Origin of the sequence: Nocardiopsis dassonvillei, from assembly GCF_964273065.1 — a bacterium.
Taxonomy (GTDB): domain Bacteria; phylum Actinomycetota; class Actinomycetes; order Streptosporangiales; family Streptosporangiaceae; genus Nocardiopsis; species Nocardiopsis dassonvillei_B.
Window position 1 is genome coordinate 1 of record NZ_OZ186816.1, and the last position, 15,557, is coordinate 15,557.

The following is a 15,557-nucleotide window of genomic DNA, read 5'->3' on the forward strand; positions in this document are numbered from 1 at the left end:
CCAAACGACAACGGCAGGCCCCGCCTCAGGATGCGGCCTCAGCAGACCTCACGGTCAGCTGGGGCCGTTTCCGTCGAAGAACAGGTCCAGCAGGTGGGAGACCACTGCTCTGGCTGCTCCCCCCAACAGGGCGACCAACCACCCAGGAGTCGAGTCGCCACCCCTGCGCCCGCGCCAACGACGGTTCATACGGCACCTCTTCCGGTCGTGACCACGCACCTCGAAGCAAGATGCGGAGGAGTCCGGCGCCTGAACGCCTGATCTGCCTCCCGGGAACAGACCCGACCGGAAGCGGTACAAGAAACGCTACACGCACCCGGTGGCTGTCGGTGGGTCGTGCGCAGCCGCACTACCCCTACGAGAATCTCCCCATCGACGACGTAGAAACGCTCTCACCTGCGGAAAAGAAGACCGGAGGGTGCTCGAAGCCTGTGGATAACTCGCGGAAGTCATGTCCAATCTTGTGCCACTGGGGCACCCAGGCGCCGTCCTCCACGGTGTAGTCGCCGAACAGCGCCGGGGCCTCCTCCTGGAGGGTCTCGCCGATGCGATGGAAGAGCAGCCGGATCTCCTCCTCCGCACCGGGCGCGGTGCGGGCCTCCAGGGTGTGGCGCAGGGTGCGCACGTTGGCGGTCCACACCAGCCCGGTGGCCACGCCCTCGGGGGCGAAGCGGCGCATGAAGGAGGTCTTGTGCTTCTTCTCCGCGAACTTCACGCCCTCGTCGTCGAGGCCGAAGTGGTCGGCCATCCAGAGCTGGAACTCCTCCATCTGCGCCAGCATCGCCTCGGCGCGCTCCATCAGCTCCGGGGCGTTCTGGGCCCACTCCGGGAACCAGAACGGCAGGTCGGTCAGGCGCACGAACCGCAGCGACTCCTGGGAGATCGCCACACCCGGCCGGTGCCGGATCAGCTCGTGGGTGAGCACCCGGGACACGTTGTGCAGCACGAACCCGAAGTTCACGTGCTCCAGGACCGAGCCGTGCAGGCTGGCCAGGATGTTGCCCAGGTAGGCGTCCTGGTCGGTGCGCACCCGCGTGACGTTGGGGTTCAGGCCCGGCTCCCAGGAGCGGTAGCACAGCCGCCCGGCGAACTCGGCGAGGTTCTGCGGGTCGTTGTGGTCGCTGGCCTGAGCAGTCTCGGCGAAAAATCCGCGCGGGTTCCCGTTGAACAGGGTGGGCTTGGAGGCCATGTTCAGGCACGATCTGTGTCCTGGCCGAAGGGTGAATCACCGGCGCGGAATCGGCGGCTACAGCTCCAGGTAGCGGCGGGAGGGACCCTGGGTCTGGGGCAGCGTGTCGCCCGGGCCCAGGCCCAGGGTGGGCAGGAGCCGGGTGATCTCCTCGGCGGTGAGCGGAGCGGTGACCGGGATGGTCGCGTAGCCGCGGGGGTCGCGGCCCCAGGGCTTGCCCTGCTCGACGCCGCGCACCCGGACCACCTTCCCTTCGCAGACATAGACGATCGCGCGCAGGCGAGGTTCCTTGTCGGCGGCGATCCGCCACCACCTGTCGTCGGCTTCCCGCTGCGTCTTCTCGTCGGCTCCGGTCTCGCCGTAGGCGCGGTCGGACTCGTCGACCTTAGGGTCGGCGTTGCGGTAGACGACCATGACCAGGTCCTTCTCGTCCGGCTTCGGGGCGCGGGGGCGCCCGGCCTGGGCGTCGGTGACGGCGGAGGGCCAGCGGGTGCGGGCGGCTTGGCGGGTGATGCCCACCGCGTTCCCGAGGTCGGTGTAGGTGACCGGGGCGTCGGTGCGCCGCCCCAGGTCCAGGGCGAGCATGTGGGCATGCTCCTCCAGGGCCGCGCGCAGCAGCTCGGTGGCGCGCAGCTGGGCGAGGTCCTGGGCGCGGACCTGGTCGGGGGTGGCGGTCAGGGCGGCGCCGGCATCGGCGGGGGTGGTCTGGGGGGCCAGGGCGTGGCCGGTGCGGCGCACCAGGGCGGCCAGGTCGCGGGCCAGGCGCTCCCGGTCCTCGGCGGGCAGTGCGTAGGGGGTGGGGCGGCGGGCCTCGGACACAAGGGTCTCCCAGGGGTATCGGGGGACGCCGACCGCGCCCCGAATATGACAAGCTTACCTGTCATTATGAGTCAATGACAGGCATTCTTGTCATTTTCCTCGTTCATTCTGGCCCGCGATAAGTGGGTGCCCGAGGCTGCCCTTCTGGAGTGGTGGTTGCTCGGGCTTTCCTTGATGCCTTGGCGGCTTGTCCCGGCCGAGGCTAGGTTGGTCGCTCTGAACCGGTCGAGCATGCGGGAGCCGCGGTGGGTGTAGGCCAGGAGGTGGGCGGGTTCCGTCTGCTGCGGGAACTGGGCTCGGGCGGGTTCGGGTCGGTGTACCTGGGCCAGGACGCCCAGGGGCGCCAGGTGGCGGTCAAGCTGCTGCACCCGCAGCTGGCCAAGGACCCGCAGGTGCGTCGGTACTTCTCCCAGGAACTGGCCAACGCCCGCAGGGTGCAGGGGTTCTGCCTGGCCCAGGTCCTGGACGGCGACGCCGACGCGACGCGGCCCTGGCTCGCCACCGAGTACATCGACGGCCCCACCCTGGCCCAGGCCATCCGCAACGACGGCCCGCGCACCGGCGCAGACCTGCAAAGGCTGGCGGTGCAGACCATCACCGCGCTGGTGGCGATCCACGCCGCCGGGGTGGTGCACCGCGACCTCAAGCCCGCGAACATCCTGCTGGCCGTCGACGGCCCGCGGGTGATCGACTTCGGGATCGCCCGCGCCCTGGACGGCGCTACCTCGACCCCCACGCGGATCGGCACCCTGGGCTACATGGCACCGGAGCAGATCGAGGGCACCGACCTGGGGCCGGCGGCGGACGTGTTCGCCTGGGGTGCGGTGATGGTCCACGCCGCGACCGGTGCCCAGGCCTTTCCCGGCCCCACTCAGGCTGCCCGTATCAACCAGACCCTGAACCACCCGCCCCGGACTGCGGACATGACCGACCCGCTGCTGGGCATCGTGCTGGCCTGCATGGCCAAGGATCCCGGCCAGCGGCCCACCGCGCGACAGGTCCTGGACATGCTCCTGGCCGGGGGCACCGTCGGCCAGGATGTCGAGGACACCGGTTCCCGGGCGAGGCCGGAGGCCCCCTCGGACGACTCCCCCGAGGAGTCCGGGGCCGCCGAGCTGGTCATCGGCAACCTCAGCCCGGACCCGATGACGGCCCTCATCGACGGGACCGAGGTGGGTACCGTCCCGGCGGGCAAGAGCGGAAGCTTCCCGGTTGAGGCGGGCAGGCGCACCGTGCAGGTGGGCTCCAATGAGCAACGCAGCGCGGTGCGCCGCATCGACGTCGAACCGCACGGCGCCGTGCGAATGGCCTTCGAGACCGGAACCGGACTTAACGCCGGGCTGGAACCGGTGGAGGAGGTGGTATTCAAAGGCTCCGGGGTAGCGGAGATGGTCCTTGGAGGCTTCTTCGTCCTAGCGGGCACTGTGTGCTTCGGCGTACTGATCAACGTCCTCGCAACCCTCGTCGGCCTTCAGTTGGGCCCACTGCCCTTTGTCGCCGCGATCATCCTGTCCGTCTTGTTGCTCAACGTCTCGATCAACAATAAGCCTGCATACCTTGGTCTGCGCGTCAGCGGGCTGACGGCCGGAGCCGAGAAGGGACCAGGAAAGCGGACGGCTCGTTGGCAAGAACTGACCCAGGTCAGCCTGGTTGGTGAGGGAGCTCAGGCCCAGTTGGTGATCTGGGCCGGCAAGGACCTCCCCGAGTTCGCCTCACTCAAGGATTTCCAGGGGGGAAAGGTCGTGTGCGTCGCCCAGGAGATAGGTGCCGCAAAGCATCACGACGCCGAGCGTCTGCGTGCGGCGCTGCGGTGGTTCGCCGGTGACCTCTGGGTCGAACAGCCGCCCGTGCGGTGAATCCCGGGCGTGGCCACGGCCCCGGAGGACCGGTATTCCTCTACCGCTTTCGAACTGCCCGGGAACCGCTCCTGGCCCGCGATAAGTGGGCCAAATCGGGGGTCAGGGCTGGCTGGCGCTCAGTCAGAACGGGGGCCCATCCCCGAAGGTCTTGCCCCAGGAGCCAGGCTTCGGGGGAGGGGTGTAGTCCTGCATCGTGCCGTGGGCGTAGTCCGTGACGCCGCGAGCCGCAGCCCAGAGTCGTCGGAAGACCATCCGCGCTGGCTCGGGATCGGGAATCGCGTTGTAGTCGTCCAGGTCGTCGGTGTACTCCACCAGCCGATCCGGGTCGAGTCCGGCCATCGTCGACAGCCCGACGAAGACGGCTTCCGCGTTCTGCCAGGCGTGCGGCACGGCCTTGCCGGTGAGCATCTTGCGCACGGTCTCCTTGCTGGCGGCCCCGGCTTCAGGCGGGACGTTGTCGGCCGCCCTGCTCACCATCTCCATGGCTGGCATGCCGGCATCGACCCAGAGGCGAAAGAGCGTCTCCATGAACCTGCGCTGCGGGCCGGCGGGGAGCTCGTCCTGCGAGGGCATCCGAATCGACCGGGACATCTCCAGGCTCCTTTGAGCAATCTTCGGCAAGTGTGAGCAGCTTCTGACAATCTTAAGCTCTCCGGAGCTGGAACGGCTGCGGTTAGGGCTTTCCGGTGCTCTCGCAGGGTCCGCAGGGTGTGGTCGGAGCATCCGGTTTTCGCTGGTCCCAGGCTGGATCACAACCGGAGGTCCCGGCGTGGAGGGAGCGGAGATGATCGAGGTGCGCGCGGCGCTGATCCTGGTGGCCAGCACGGGGTGCGCGGCCCTGGCAGGGGCGCTGCGGTTGGCGGCGGGGGCGTCCTGGCCCGACGCGCTGCTCGCGGCCGGGGCCGCGTTCGGCGCGGCGCTGGGCGTGCTGGTGCTGGTGGTCAAGCAGGACCGCTCCCCGGGAGGGTCGTGAGCGGGCGTCTTACAGTCCGACGTGGCGCAGGGGGTTGTCGGTCCAGGCGTCGGCGGGGCGGATGTAGGCGTCGATGGCGGTGGAGCGCTCGGCCCACCGGCCCTGGCGGGCGATCCAGGCCCGCGGCACCCTCGCGGCCGCGGCGGCGGTGGCCAGGGGCCACAGCGCCACGCTGGCCCCGAGGGCGCCGACGACGATCCCGGACCAGGACAGTCCCACGCGCCGTTCGCACAGGACCGCCAAGGCTCGGATGGTGCGTTCGGTGAGGGTGTTCCGCCACGGGCCGGTGTCGGCGGGGGAGCAGGTGGGACCATGTTGCGACCGTAGCCAGTTCTGGATGGGACGTGGCCCCTGACCGGGTCCGGTCACCCCCCTTCCCTCGCCCGTCCGTGGCGGAAAAGGCGTTCTCACAGTTCCAGCCCGTGGCGGTCGATGCCGCGCAGCAGCGGCCCGATGGTGAGGCCATTCTCGGCCAGGGCGCCGAGCCAGCCTCGGGGCAAAGTGTCCTGCTGGAGCTGGTGATCGACCGGATGCGTGAGGCCACGAGAGACAGAGCACCCACCACCTGCGTGGGTGGAGCTCCAGGCTTCGCAGGCACCTCAGTACACCAGAGGCGGGCCGTCGATGAACACGGTCAGGACCCCACCATCCTGTGCGTCTCTACGGCTGATCATGGCTGAGTCCGAGTAGCTTTCGCTCTCTCCCGGGAGCGAACGGCCGCTGTCCCGGGGCGGCACCGTAGCGGCGATCTCCACCTCATAGACGTCGGCAGGCGGAGCGTCCAGGCTGATGGACAAGCGGCACACGCCGTCGTCCTGGACCTCGCCGACCGCGGTCTCGTCGGGTCCGACCGCGGGGACATCCCCCACGTCCAGAACGGTGCCGGCTCCATCTCGGAGAACGTAGGACAGGGCGTGCCATGTGCACGTGCCGTCATCGTTGTGACGTGCCAGCCCGCGGTGGTCCGTGGTGACCTCTATGGCCAGCGGTACTGGACCACTCAGACTGCTTTCCGTGGCTGGTCCGCTCTGTTCCGTCGGCGCCGCAGGGCTGGCGTGGTCGCGACCCAGGGCCCATCCGACTCCTACAGCTAGCGCCAGTGCTACGGCTCCGCCGCCGACCATCAGCGCGCGCCCTGCGTTTCGGCGGCCAGGAGCCGGCGCAGGGGCGGGTACGGGCGCAGAGGGTGGCATCACGGTGGTCCTCGCTCGCATCACGGGAGGCCTGGCCGCCCGTCGGAAGCGGAACAGGGCCTCATTGGCCGGGGTGGGGCGCCCAGAATCTACGGCACCCCGTACCGCAGCGTCGAGCAGCCCAGGTAGGCACACCGCCGAGACAGAGAGCCCTGTTGAGCAAGGAATGTGCACCTCGCTGGAGGCATCGGTTTTACGCGGTAAAAACCGAGCGCGGCATGGCGATGCGCCGTTCGAGTCAAGCGTTAGTAAGGTAACGCCCATGGCATCAGCATCCCCCGGCGATAAGGAGAAGGTCACCTCCAAGCTGCCCGCCCGCCTGCGCACCCGCCTGAAGATCCGGGCCGCCGAACGCGGCCTCGACATCCAGGACGCCATCGCCCACGCGCTGGAGCGATGGGCGCACGCGGGCCCACAGCCGACGGTGGACACCTCCGGAGCGCCCCCGTTCTCCACCTGGCTTCCGATCGGCGCCTTCGCCGACTTCAAGACCGCCTGTGGGACGCGCGGGGTCTCCTTCATCCAGGGGCTCTCCCAAGCGGTGGAGCTCTGGCTCGCCGAGCACCCTTCTCCTCAGGAGGAACACATGACGCACCCCAAGCGCAGGATCATGGCCAACCAGAAGGGTGGGGTGGGCAAGACCGCCCTGTCCGCCGGCGTGGGTCAGGCCTACGCCGAGGGCAGTGAGTTCGGCGGGCCGGGCCTGCGGGTCCTGCTGGTGGACTTCGACCCCCAGGGGCACCTGACCACCCAGCTCGGTGTGGAGCCGCTCGGGCTGGACAGCGACAGCCTGGTCAAGCACATGACCAGTGAGAGCCAGGGCGATCTGAAGTCGCTCATCGTACCGATCGAGGACGAGCGCTTCGGGGACCGTCTCCACCTGCTGCCCGCCTGCGCGGACGGGTTCGTCCTGGACGTGAAGCTGTCCACGACCCGAGCCCGCGAGGCCGCCCTGGAGCGGGCCTTGGAGCCGGTCGAGGGCGACTACGACGTGATCGTCCTCGACTGCCCACCCAGCCTCGGGCTGGCCATGGACGCCGCAATCTACTACGGGCGCCGGCGCCCCGAGGAGAAGCCGGGCGATTCGGGGGTGGTGATCCCGGTCCAGGCCGAGGACTCCAGCGCCGACGCCTTCACTCTGCTGACCGGGCAGATCGAGGACCTGCGCCAGGACATGCGGCTGGACGTCGACTACCTGGGGCTAGTCGTGAACATGTACGACGCCCGCCGCGGGTTCATCGCGACGTCCTCACTGAAGTCGTGGGAGGAGATCGGCGACCCGGAGGTGATCGCGGTGGTGCCCGACCGCAAGGAGCAGCGGGAAGCGGTACGCAGCAAACTCGGGCTGCTGGTCTATGACCCCTCCTGCGACCAGTCCGTGGCCATGCGCCAGATCGCGAGGACCCTCTCGTGAGCAAGGCCGACAAACTCGGGAAGTCGTCCTCCTTCGGGGCCGCCGGCCAAGCGCGCAGCGCCCGCCGCCAGCTCATCTCCCAGGCCGTCGGGGAAGCGCCGGTCGATCCAGCCCGAGTGCCACTCTCCCAGCTGGCGGGCAACCCGGAGAACCCCCGGGAAAGCCTGGGGGACCTAGACGAGCTCGCCGCGAGCCTGACCGAGCAGGGCCTGCTGCAGCCGCTGCACGTCTTGCCGCGGCGCGCCTACCTGGAGGTGCACCCCGAGCACGAGGCGGCGATCGGCGAGGCCGTGTTCGTGGTCGTCAACGGCAACCGCCGCCTGGCCGCCGCCCGCCAGGCCGGGCTGGGAACCGTCGCGGTGCACGTCCGTGGGCCCCGCGGCGGAGAAGGAGAAAGCGAGGTCACGCTGCGGGCCGCGGTGTTGGCGGAGAACATCCACCGCCAGGACCTGCACCCCCTGGAAGAGGCCCAGGAGATCAACAAACTCCTGGGGCTCGGGCTGAACCGGTCCCAGGCTGCGTCGCTGCTGGGCAAGTCGAACGGGTGGATCACCCAGCGGCTCATCCTGCTGGACCTGCACCCGGACCTGCAGAAGCTGCTCCGCGATGGGGAACTGAAGCTCGCCCAGGCCCGCGAGTTGGGCAAGCTCCCACCCCAGGAACAGCTGGCCGCGCTCCAGAGCGCAGAGTTTTACCCCGTAAAAACCGGCGAGGAGCCCCGGCAGGGCCCCGGTAGCGGTCCGGAACCGGTGCCCAAGCGGCCGAAATCCCCTGCCGATCCGCCTGCGCCGCAGTCCAAGTCCGCGGGAAGACCGGAACAGCTCACTCTGGACTTGGAGTGGGACGAACCGGAGGTACTGGCCGACAAGCTCTACGACGAACTGTCCGTCGGCTTGGACACCGACCAACTCCGGCGGTTGGCCAAGGCACTGCTCGAGCGTCTCTGAGAGCACGGCCCCGCACTCCAGCGGGGTGTTCCCCTCACGTCGATCCCTGCAACGAACACAGAGGGGCTCCCTGAACCGAGCAGGCGACACCGACCACAGTGGTCAGCGAAGAAGGGGCCGGACGCCGGTGACGGTGAGGGTGGGCAGGGCACCGGGGGCGGCCCGGCGCACCCGGCCCCGGACGACCACCAGCTTCTCCGGTGCCAGTGTGGCGGCGGCATGGGCAGCGGTGTCGGCGAACATCGCGCACTCGACCAGGCCGGTGCGGTCCTCGACGGTGAAGAACACGACCCGCCTTCCGGAGCGGGTGGGTGGGGTCTGGTAGCCGATGCGGCGCCCGGCGACGGTGACCCGGACACCGTCGGGGTGGTGGTACAGGTCCGCGGCGACCACCAGCCCAGCGCGGGAGGCGGCGAGTTCGGTGAGGCGGTCCACGTGCGGGTCGAGGTGGTGCCCGCTGATCTCGTACCCCAGGACGCGGGCCTCATCGGCGAGGCGCTCGGTGTGGGTGAGCGGCGCGGCGCGGCCCGCCGGGATGGCGACGGGTGCGGCGTCCAGGGCGAGCTGGTCCCCACCGCCGGCGGCCGCCGCGGTGCGGGGACGGTCCCGGACCAGAGTATGGGCGTGCAGCAGGACGTCGCGCCGCCCGGGACCGCCCGGAACCTCCGCACCGCAGAGGGCGTCCAGGGCGCCGACCATGATCAGGTCGTCCAGGGCCTCGGAAGGCAGGCGGGTGCGGGTGATGAGGTCGCGCAGGTCGGTGTAGGGACGGCCGGTCAGGAGCCGGTCACGGTCGGCGTCGGTGAGCGACCCGACGCCGGACAGCGGCGGGCGGAGACCCCATTCCAGGTCACCGACCTGCTCCACCTGCCACGTCACTCCGGAGGTGTGCAGATCCAGGGGCAGGATGCGCACGCCCATCCGGCGGGCCTCGGCGATGAGGGTGCGCCGCGGGTACATGCCCGAGTGGTGGGTCAGCAGCCCGGCGAAGAACGCGGCAGGGTGGTGGGCTTTGAGCCAGGTCGACTGGAGGGCGGGAATCGCGAACGCGGCGGCATGGGCGGCGCAGAACCCGTAGGACCTGAAACCGTCGACGATCTCCCACACCTTGGCCGTGGCGCCGGCGGAGCGGCCGCGGGCGGCAGCCGCCACATGGAACTGCTCGCGGACTTGGGCGAGCCCGTGCGGGGTTGCGAGGGTGCGGCGCATCGCCTCGGCGGCATCCAGCCCGCACCCGAGGAACACATCCAGGGCCCTCAAGAGCTGCTCGTGGTAGAGCACGGCGCCTCCGGTGGCGGCGAGGACGGGGTCCAGGTCGGGGTGGGGCGCAGGGCGGGGGTGGCCGGCCCGCCCGTCCAAGTAGGCGCCGACCATGTCCACCCCGACCGGGCCGGGGCGGAACAGGCTGATGTCGGCGATCAGGTCGGCCATCCCCTGGGGGCGCAGGCGGGACAGGAGTTCGCGCTGGCCCGGGCTCTCGATCTGGAACGCACCGATCGTGGCACTGGTGGCCATAAGGTGCAGGGTCGCGGGGTCGTCCTCGGGAACCGCGTCCAGGTCCGGCACGGCTCCGGTGGTGGCCTCGATCTGGCCCAGGGCATGGCTGATCGCGGACTGCATCCGCACCCCCAACACATCCAGTTTCAGAAGTCCCCACTCCTCGACGTGGTGCTTGTCGGCCTGGAGCAGCAGGTACCCGGCCGGGGAGGGCTGGGAGGCCACCCGGTCCGGGAGGGCGGGACCGCCGAGGACGAGTCCGCACGGGTGCATCGCCAGGTGCCGGGGCAGTCCCGCCAGCTCCTCCGCGAGGTCGTACAGGGCCTCGGTTCGGGGCCCGGCGATGGCGCGCACCGCGCGCAGTTCGGGCAGCTCGGCGATCGTCTCCCGGATCCGGTCGGCCCGCACCCGTGGGAGGGCCGAGGCGATGAGGTCGACCTCGGCGGCGGGCAGGGACAGGGCGGCGCCGGCGTCGCGCAGCGCGCTGCGGGCCCGGTAGGTGTCCACCATGGCCACCGCCCCGGCCGGGCCCGGGTGGGAGGCCAGCACCGCGTCGTACGCCTCCAGGCGGCGGTGGGATTCCACGTCCAGGTCGATGTCGGGCATGCTCGCCCGGCTCGGGGTGAGGAACCGCTCGAACAGCAGACCGTGCTCCAGCGGGTTCACCGGGCTGATCCCCAGCAGGTGCACCACCAGGGAGCCGACCGCCGAGCCCCGTGCCGCGCACCGGATGCCCTTCCCCTTGATGGCGCGAGCGGCGTCGTCCACCGCGGTGAAGTAGGACCAGAACCCCATCCGGTCGATGACGGCCAGCTCGTAGGCGGCGCGCTCGCGTGCCGCACGGGAGCGCTCCAGTCCCAGACGGGCGGCGCCGTCGGCCACCCGCGCCCGGAGCTGGGCGCGGGCATCGCGGTGCTCGGGCAGGTGGGCCTGGCCCATGCCGAGGTCGGCGGCCGGGTCCAGGACACAGGAGGCGGCCAGGGCGCGGGTGTGGGCGAGCAGCCGGCGGGCGCGGGAGCCGTCCCCGCCGCAGATCCCCAGCACGCTGTCGAACAGGGCGTCCTCGCCGGTCAGGTGAGCGCGGCCGGTCTCCGGGTTCAGGTCTACGGCGCCGGGAGCGTGGCGGCGAATCCGGTCCAGGGCCGCGGCCAGCGGCGCCCCGTCGGGGGAGGGGTAGCGGACCGGGCCCGCGGCGACCACCAGCAGGCGGCGGTCCTCGCCCAGGCGCAGCAGGGCACGGGCGCTCTCGCGCTGGCCGGGGGCTCCGTGGTCATGCACAACGAGCACGGTCTCAGCGCCGGCGGCCAGCCAGGCGTCCAGCGCCGTGCGGGCCGCGGCCGGGTTCCGGTGGGCCAGCGCCCTGCCGACATCGGAGTCCGACCCGAGCATGAGCACCAGCCCGTCGGGACGCTCGGCCACCATCGCGGGAGTGATCGCGGCCGGGGCCGCCCCGTGGTGGGCAGCGGTGACCAGGCGGCACAGCGACGCCCACCCGTCCCGGCCCCGGGCCAGTACCGTGGCCCGGCCCCCGCCCGGCACTGCCAGGGCCAGGTCGGCGCCCAGCACCGGGCCGAGCCCGGCCTCCCGGCACGCGGCGACGTGCTCGGTCGCGCCGATGAGGGTGTCCCGATCGGTGAGCGCGGCGGTGGTGTGCCCCACGGCGGCAGCCGCGTCTACCAGGACGGCGGGGGCGGCGGTGCCGTGCCGCATCGAGTAGAACGAGGCGACCCGCAGATGCAACGCGTACACCCCTCCCCTCCCGTACCGCGGCCCGGGGAAGAACGCCGCATACATCGAACTCGTGTTCGATGACTGTAGCGCTGTCCGAGACCACGGAAAACCCGCCTGACCTGCTTTGGAACCCCTGCTGGCGTGAGGATCCCCGACATGGCAGAGGTTTCCGGGGTCGAAAAATCTTCCCGAGCACACCGCGTTCTGTCAGTGGGGTCCTTTACAGTACCCCCGGCAGGTCTGCGCCTGCTCTCTTGCTCATCGAGGGGAGCTGGTGGCGCACCTCAGGCGAGGAAGTCGTGCTGGCCTGGGGAGAGCGGGGGCAGCACACCGCCGACCCATCCCTCGCCCAAGCGGTGTTCCAGATGGTGGTCGCCGTCGCGGGTGAGGACGTGCCAGATGTCGAGTGCGTCGCCGGTCTCGGTGGTCCGGTCCCAGTGGGCCAGGACCCGGACCACCCGCACCCGATCGCCGGGCCGGGCCGGGTCTGTCAGTGCGGTGGGCAGCCCGTCGTTGTCGACATCCACCACCAGGTCCCGGACGGCCTGCGGCCAGCGGTGTTCGGGAGATCCGGGCCAGTCGGGCATCCACCCCCGGAAGAACCACACATCCGGCCGGGCGGGTTCGCCGTCGGGCCGGTACACCGCCAGGGCGTCCGGGTCGGGATGGCCCCGGGGGCCGTGGTCGGTCGGCAGGAACACCTCCAGGTCCTCGCGCGGTCCGGCCAGGTCTGCACCGGTGTAGAAGCCCTCGATGAGCTGGTTGTGCCAGTCGTCGGGGCCGCCGACCATCCGGACGGGCACGGTGTTGTCGAAGCGGGGGGTGGGCTCACTCATGGGACCGAGCCTGCCATCCCGCCCGGCTCCCGTCCGAGGGGCAAGGCAACCCGTTCCGCAGCGTTGATGCCGCTGACCAGGGACGATCGGACCGGGCAGGCCTGTCTCGTCCGGCGCTCCGGTCCGCAGCCGGCCCCGGAGCGCATGCGACAAAGCCCGAGCAGTGCTCGGGCTCATCTGTTTATTCCGGAATGACGACCGTACTCCGTACGAAGTTGTATCCAGGGTTCCCAGCCAAAAAGCCAGCTCACGTATGTGTTGCATTGTGCGACACCCGGAAGGCCGTCACAGAATGGCCGGAGAGGCTGTATCTTAGTGTCATTCCTCTTCGGCGGGGGTCGGTCGACCTCGCGCGAGTCGATCTGTGCCCATCAGGGGCATAGGCGCTCTTAGCCGAGGAGGCTGCCCATGGAGGGTGAACCCAGGAGCTGGTGGCGGGATCTTCGCGTCGCGATCATCAAGACCGCCCTGGCTCTGCTCCGGTTCCTGCTGGCCCTAGGAAGCTTCATCCTGTGGCTGGTCAGGTGCGGAGCCGGGTGACCTCTCGTGGGGGCCGGCCGAAGACGTCCGGCCGGACCCCACGGGGTCTGTAGGGGTTCGCGGTGGTCGTCCTGGCAGATGGCCCACCGCGGGCCCCTCTTCGTGTTTCTGTGGGCAAGTATAGACGAAACTTAATCAGCTCACGCACCGAACCTGGCTCCGGAAACTAAATCCGACCGCTGGGAAACTCTGTAAATCATTTCCCGGAGGCCGCGTTCCGGGATTTTGAGACAGTGGGTTTCGATGGTTTCTCCCTGGGTTCGGTGCCGGGTTTCGGGTACGCACCGGTGCACCGGAAAACCCCGGTTTTCGGGGTGGTACGCCCTCCGACCCCGGCTCCACCCCGGCGAAGTGGGTTGGGGTGGGTTAGACCTGGGTTGGACTTGGGTTGGGCCGGGCCGGGGTTCGGTACCGGAAAGCGCACCACCCCCTCTGACCTGGAGTGGGGTGGGTGGGTTGGGTCTGGGGTGGGGTGGTTTACCACCTCGTACCGGCGCACGTACCGCCCTGTACCGGTACAGGGCGGTACGGGGTGGTGCGCGCACCGGTGCAGGGCGGTAACCCACCCCACCCCAGACCCAACCCAGACCCGAACTGCGTACCCCACCGGGGTGGGGTGGGCTGGGGTCGCGGGCTGCACAGCACCTCTACCGCAGGGGCGGCAGGTAGCGATTGAAGGGGCCCAGGGGCCGGGAAACCGGCTAATCCACCAGGCTGTCCCTATTTCCGCGGAGGTTCTGCGGCCGCACCGGTTTTTCACCTAGCAGCGCCGGTCAAGGAGAGTTTGACCAGGCGGTTCCCTGTCAACTAGGACCGGCCCGCCGTAGGTCCAGCCTCGGGGGTAGCCGACTGGGCTCAGAACCGGCTCCGATCACGTCCATCGGGTCCGCCGCCCTTGTCTCGGTCGAGGCCTGCGGCCCGTCCCAGTGTGCGGGTCCCGCAGGGCGGTCGCGCCTGAGCGCGGCCCGGATCGCGCATCGCCCGCTTGGTGCCAGCGCGATCTGTTGAGGGCCGCGAAGATGACAGTGCCTGCGGCCACGGGGATGTCAGTGACCAAGTTGACCAGGGGGCGTGCCTGGATCTTCCTGCTTGCTCCTCGGTTTCCAGCGCTCGGGCAACGCCACCACCCTCGGCTTTCCTGCAGCGGCTGTTGCCACCAGTGCGAGAGGGGGTGGGCCTGTGACGTCGATGAAGAAAACATGCCCGTCGAGGAACTTGGCTCCATGGAAGTCCACCGTCGCGTCGGAGAACTTGGCTACGTCGAAGTCGACAGTCGCGCCAGAGAACACTGCTCCCTCGAAGTCCACCCGCCCGCTGGCGAACTCCGCCTCGACGAAGTCCACTGCCCCACCCGTGAAGTGGGCACCACTAAAGTCGCCGCCGTCGAAGACGGTGCCGGTGAAGTCGTAGTTCTTGCCCCTCCAGCGGGTGTCGGCTCGGAGGTGGTTGCCGATGATACGGATGATGGTGTGCCGCACCTCCCGGAAGGAGGCGAACTTCAGCTCGCGTTCGCGGTGCTTGGCGACTTGGTCGTCCGTAGCGCCCTCGGAGAGCGGGCCCGGCGCGGGGGTATAGGGCATGCGCAGGTAGGCGCACAGCACGTCGATGACCATCTGCACCTCCTCCTCGGAGGGGGCGTCGTCGGCCAGGTGGGCCAAAGCGTGGACGGCGCCCAGACGGACAGCCGCTTCCTCACTGCCCAGTTCGGTGTAGGCGGCCGTGAATCGCTCGTTGAACAGCTTGATAGTCTCGCGCCGGTCCCCGGTCTCGTTAGTGCGCTGGCGCCGGTAGGCGATCATGAGCAGCGCAACGCCGCCTAGGCCGGCGACGACGGCGAAAGCGCGAGTGGCGATCGAGTCCAGACCCTGAGGAGTCAGGTCTGCTGGGGGTTTCCAGTTAGGGGAATCCAGTAGCAGCCAGGCCAGCCCTGTCAAAGCCGCGACCGCGCCTGCGGCCACTGTCCAGGCGACCAGGATCAACCAGGCCAGGTGGATGGGTGAGGTGCGATTCCAGTTCGTTCCCACCACCCCGGCAGCCAGGACCAGCAAGCACGCCCCCAGAAAGACCAAGCGCCAGGCCTGGTCAGTGGTGAGGCCGAGCAGGTCCCAAACTGTCGCGACCAGAGGCCATAACGCCACCGCGGCCCCGAACCCGCCGACGATGATCCCGGCCCAGGGCAAGTAACGGAGCAGTCCGCTGACCCACGCGAGGACCCTGCTGGCCCGTTCCTTGAATCGGTGATCCCATGGGGGACGTCCGGTTGGGGGGGCAGATGTCATGAGGCGAACGTAGCCAGCCAAGCGCTTCGCAGCACCCGGCCACGCCCGATACGGGCCCCGAGCGGTCATCGAGCGCCTGGACGCCGCACGGGAGTGAAGGTGGCGGCGGAGTTGTCCTACCTTTCACCGTGACCGGACGGCGCCGAGTGTTGGAAATCGATCATTAGATGGACACCCGCAAGGTTGCGCGCTCAGTCACGTGCGTCACGGAGAGGGCTACCGCCAAAATCCGGACCGATCCTCCCCGGAGGCCGAACGGCCGGACTACTGACATCCCCGT

The 15,557-nt window shown here is 69.9% G+C and carries 12 protein-coding genes and 1 pseudogene; 5 read left to right on the forward strand and 8 right to left on the reverse strand.

What is annotated here, in order from left to right:
- Positions 1-457 precede the first annotated feature (457 nt).
- Together thyX and ACSUPR_RS29285 are read right to left on the reverse strand one after the other, a co-directional pair.
- Positions 458-1,114: pseudogene (thyX, locus tag ACSUPR_RS29280) on the reverse strand (FAD-dependent thymidylate synthase); the annotation flags it as partial.
- A gap of 132 nt (positions 1,115-1,246) precedes the next feature.
- Entirely contained in the window at positions 1,247-2,008 is a 762-nt protein-coding gene (locus ACSUPR_RS29285) for a hypothetical protein (RefSeq protein ID WP_436892289.1), read from the reverse strand.
- Between the two features lie 245 nt (positions 2,009-2,253).
- Here ACSUPR_RS29285 and ACSUPR_RS29290 point away from each other — a divergent pair, with 245 nt between their 5' ends.
- Complete coding sequence (locus ACSUPR_RS29290) at positions 2,254-3,864, forward strand: serine/threonine-protein kinase (RefSeq protein WP_436892290.1); 1,611 nt, start codon at positions 2,254-2,256, stop codon at positions 3,862-3,864.
- A gap of 123 nt (positions 3,865-3,987) precedes the next feature.
- Here the strand turns inward: ACSUPR_RS29290 and ACSUPR_RS29295 are convergent, their stop codons facing one another.
- Positions 3,988-4,458 carry a hypothetical protein gene (locus ACSUPR_RS29295; RefSeq protein ID WP_436892291.1) on the reverse strand — a complete coding sequence of 157 codons (471 nt, stop codon included), beginning with the start codon at positions 4,456-4,458 and terminating at the stop codon, positions 3,988-3,990.
- Between the two features lie 193 nt (positions 4,459-4,651).
- Between ACSUPR_RS29295 and ACSUPR_RS29300 the strand changes: the two genes are divergently transcribed.
- Positions 4,652-4,840 carry a hypothetical protein gene (locus tag ACSUPR_RS29300; RefSeq protein ID WP_436892277.1) on the forward strand — a complete coding sequence of 63 codons (189 nt, stop codon included), beginning with the start codon at positions 4,652-4,654 and terminating at the stop codon, positions 4,838-4,840.
- Positions 4,841-4,849: 9 nt separating this feature from the next.
- Here ACSUPR_RS29300 and ACSUPR_RS29305 read toward each other — a convergent pair whose 3' ends face one another.
- Positions 4,850-5,083, reverse strand: coding sequence for a hypothetical protein (locus tag ACSUPR_RS29305; protein ID WP_436892293.1), 234 nt, complete (start codon positions 5,081-5,083; stop codon positions 4,850-4,852).
- A 356-nt stretch (positions 5,084-5,439) separates the two neighbouring features.
- Positions 5,440-5,709 (reverse strand): hypothetical protein, encoded by a 270-nt coding sequence (locus ACSUPR_RS29310; RefSeq protein ID WP_436892294.1) that lies wholly within the window; start codon positions 5,707-5,709, stop codon positions 5,440-5,442.
- A 586-nt stretch (positions 5,710-6,295) separates the two neighbouring features.
- Between ACSUPR_RS29310 and ACSUPR_RS29315 the strand changes: the two genes are divergently transcribed.
- Both ACSUPR_RS29315 and ACSUPR_RS29320 read left to right on the forward strand, forming a co-directional pair.
- Positions 6,296-7,447, forward strand: a complete 1,152-nt coding sequence (locus tag ACSUPR_RS29315; protein ID WP_436892295.1) for a ParA family protein — start codon at positions 6,296-6,298, stop codon at positions 7,445-7,447.
- 116 nt (positions 7,448-7,563) lie between these two features.
- A complete protein-coding gene (locus ACSUPR_RS29320) occupies positions 7,564-8,394 on the forward strand; it encodes a ParB/RepB/Spo0J family partition protein (RefSeq protein ID WP_436892296.1) in 831 nt (276 codons plus the stop codon).
- Positions 8,395-8,496: 102 nt separating this feature from the next.
- Here the strand turns inward: ACSUPR_RS29320 and ACSUPR_RS29325 are convergent, their stop codons facing one another.
- Both ACSUPR_RS29325 and ACSUPR_RS29330 read right to left on the reverse strand, forming a co-directional pair.
- Entirely contained in the window at positions 8,497-11,640 is a 3,144-nt protein-coding gene (locus ACSUPR_RS29325; protein WP_436892297.1) for a PHP domain-containing protein, read from the reverse strand.
- Between the two features lie 266 nt (positions 11,641-11,906).
- The gene (locus ACSUPR_RS29330; RefSeq protein ID WP_436892298.1) at positions 11,907-12,458 is read right to left on the reverse strand and encodes a hypothetical protein; all 552 of its coding nucleotides are present in this window, start codon (positions 12,456-12,458) and stop codon (positions 11,907-11,909) included.
- A 408-nt stretch (positions 12,459-12,866) separates the two neighbouring features.
- Between ACSUPR_RS29330 and ACSUPR_RS29335 the strand changes: the two genes are divergently transcribed.
- Complete coding sequence (locus ACSUPR_RS29335; protein WP_436892299.1) at positions 12,867-12,998, forward strand: hypothetical protein; 132 nt, start codon at positions 12,867-12,869, stop codon at positions 12,996-12,998.
- 1,046 nt (positions 12,999-14,044) lie between these two features.
- On the opposite strand, the gene ACSUPR_RS29340 is transcribed toward ACSUPR_RS29335, so the two are convergent.
- Entirely contained in the window at positions 14,045-15,178 is a 1,134-nt protein-coding gene (locus ACSUPR_RS29340; protein WP_436892300.1) for a pentapeptide repeat-containing protein, read from the reverse strand.
- Positions 15,179-15,557 lie beyond the last annotated feature (379 nt).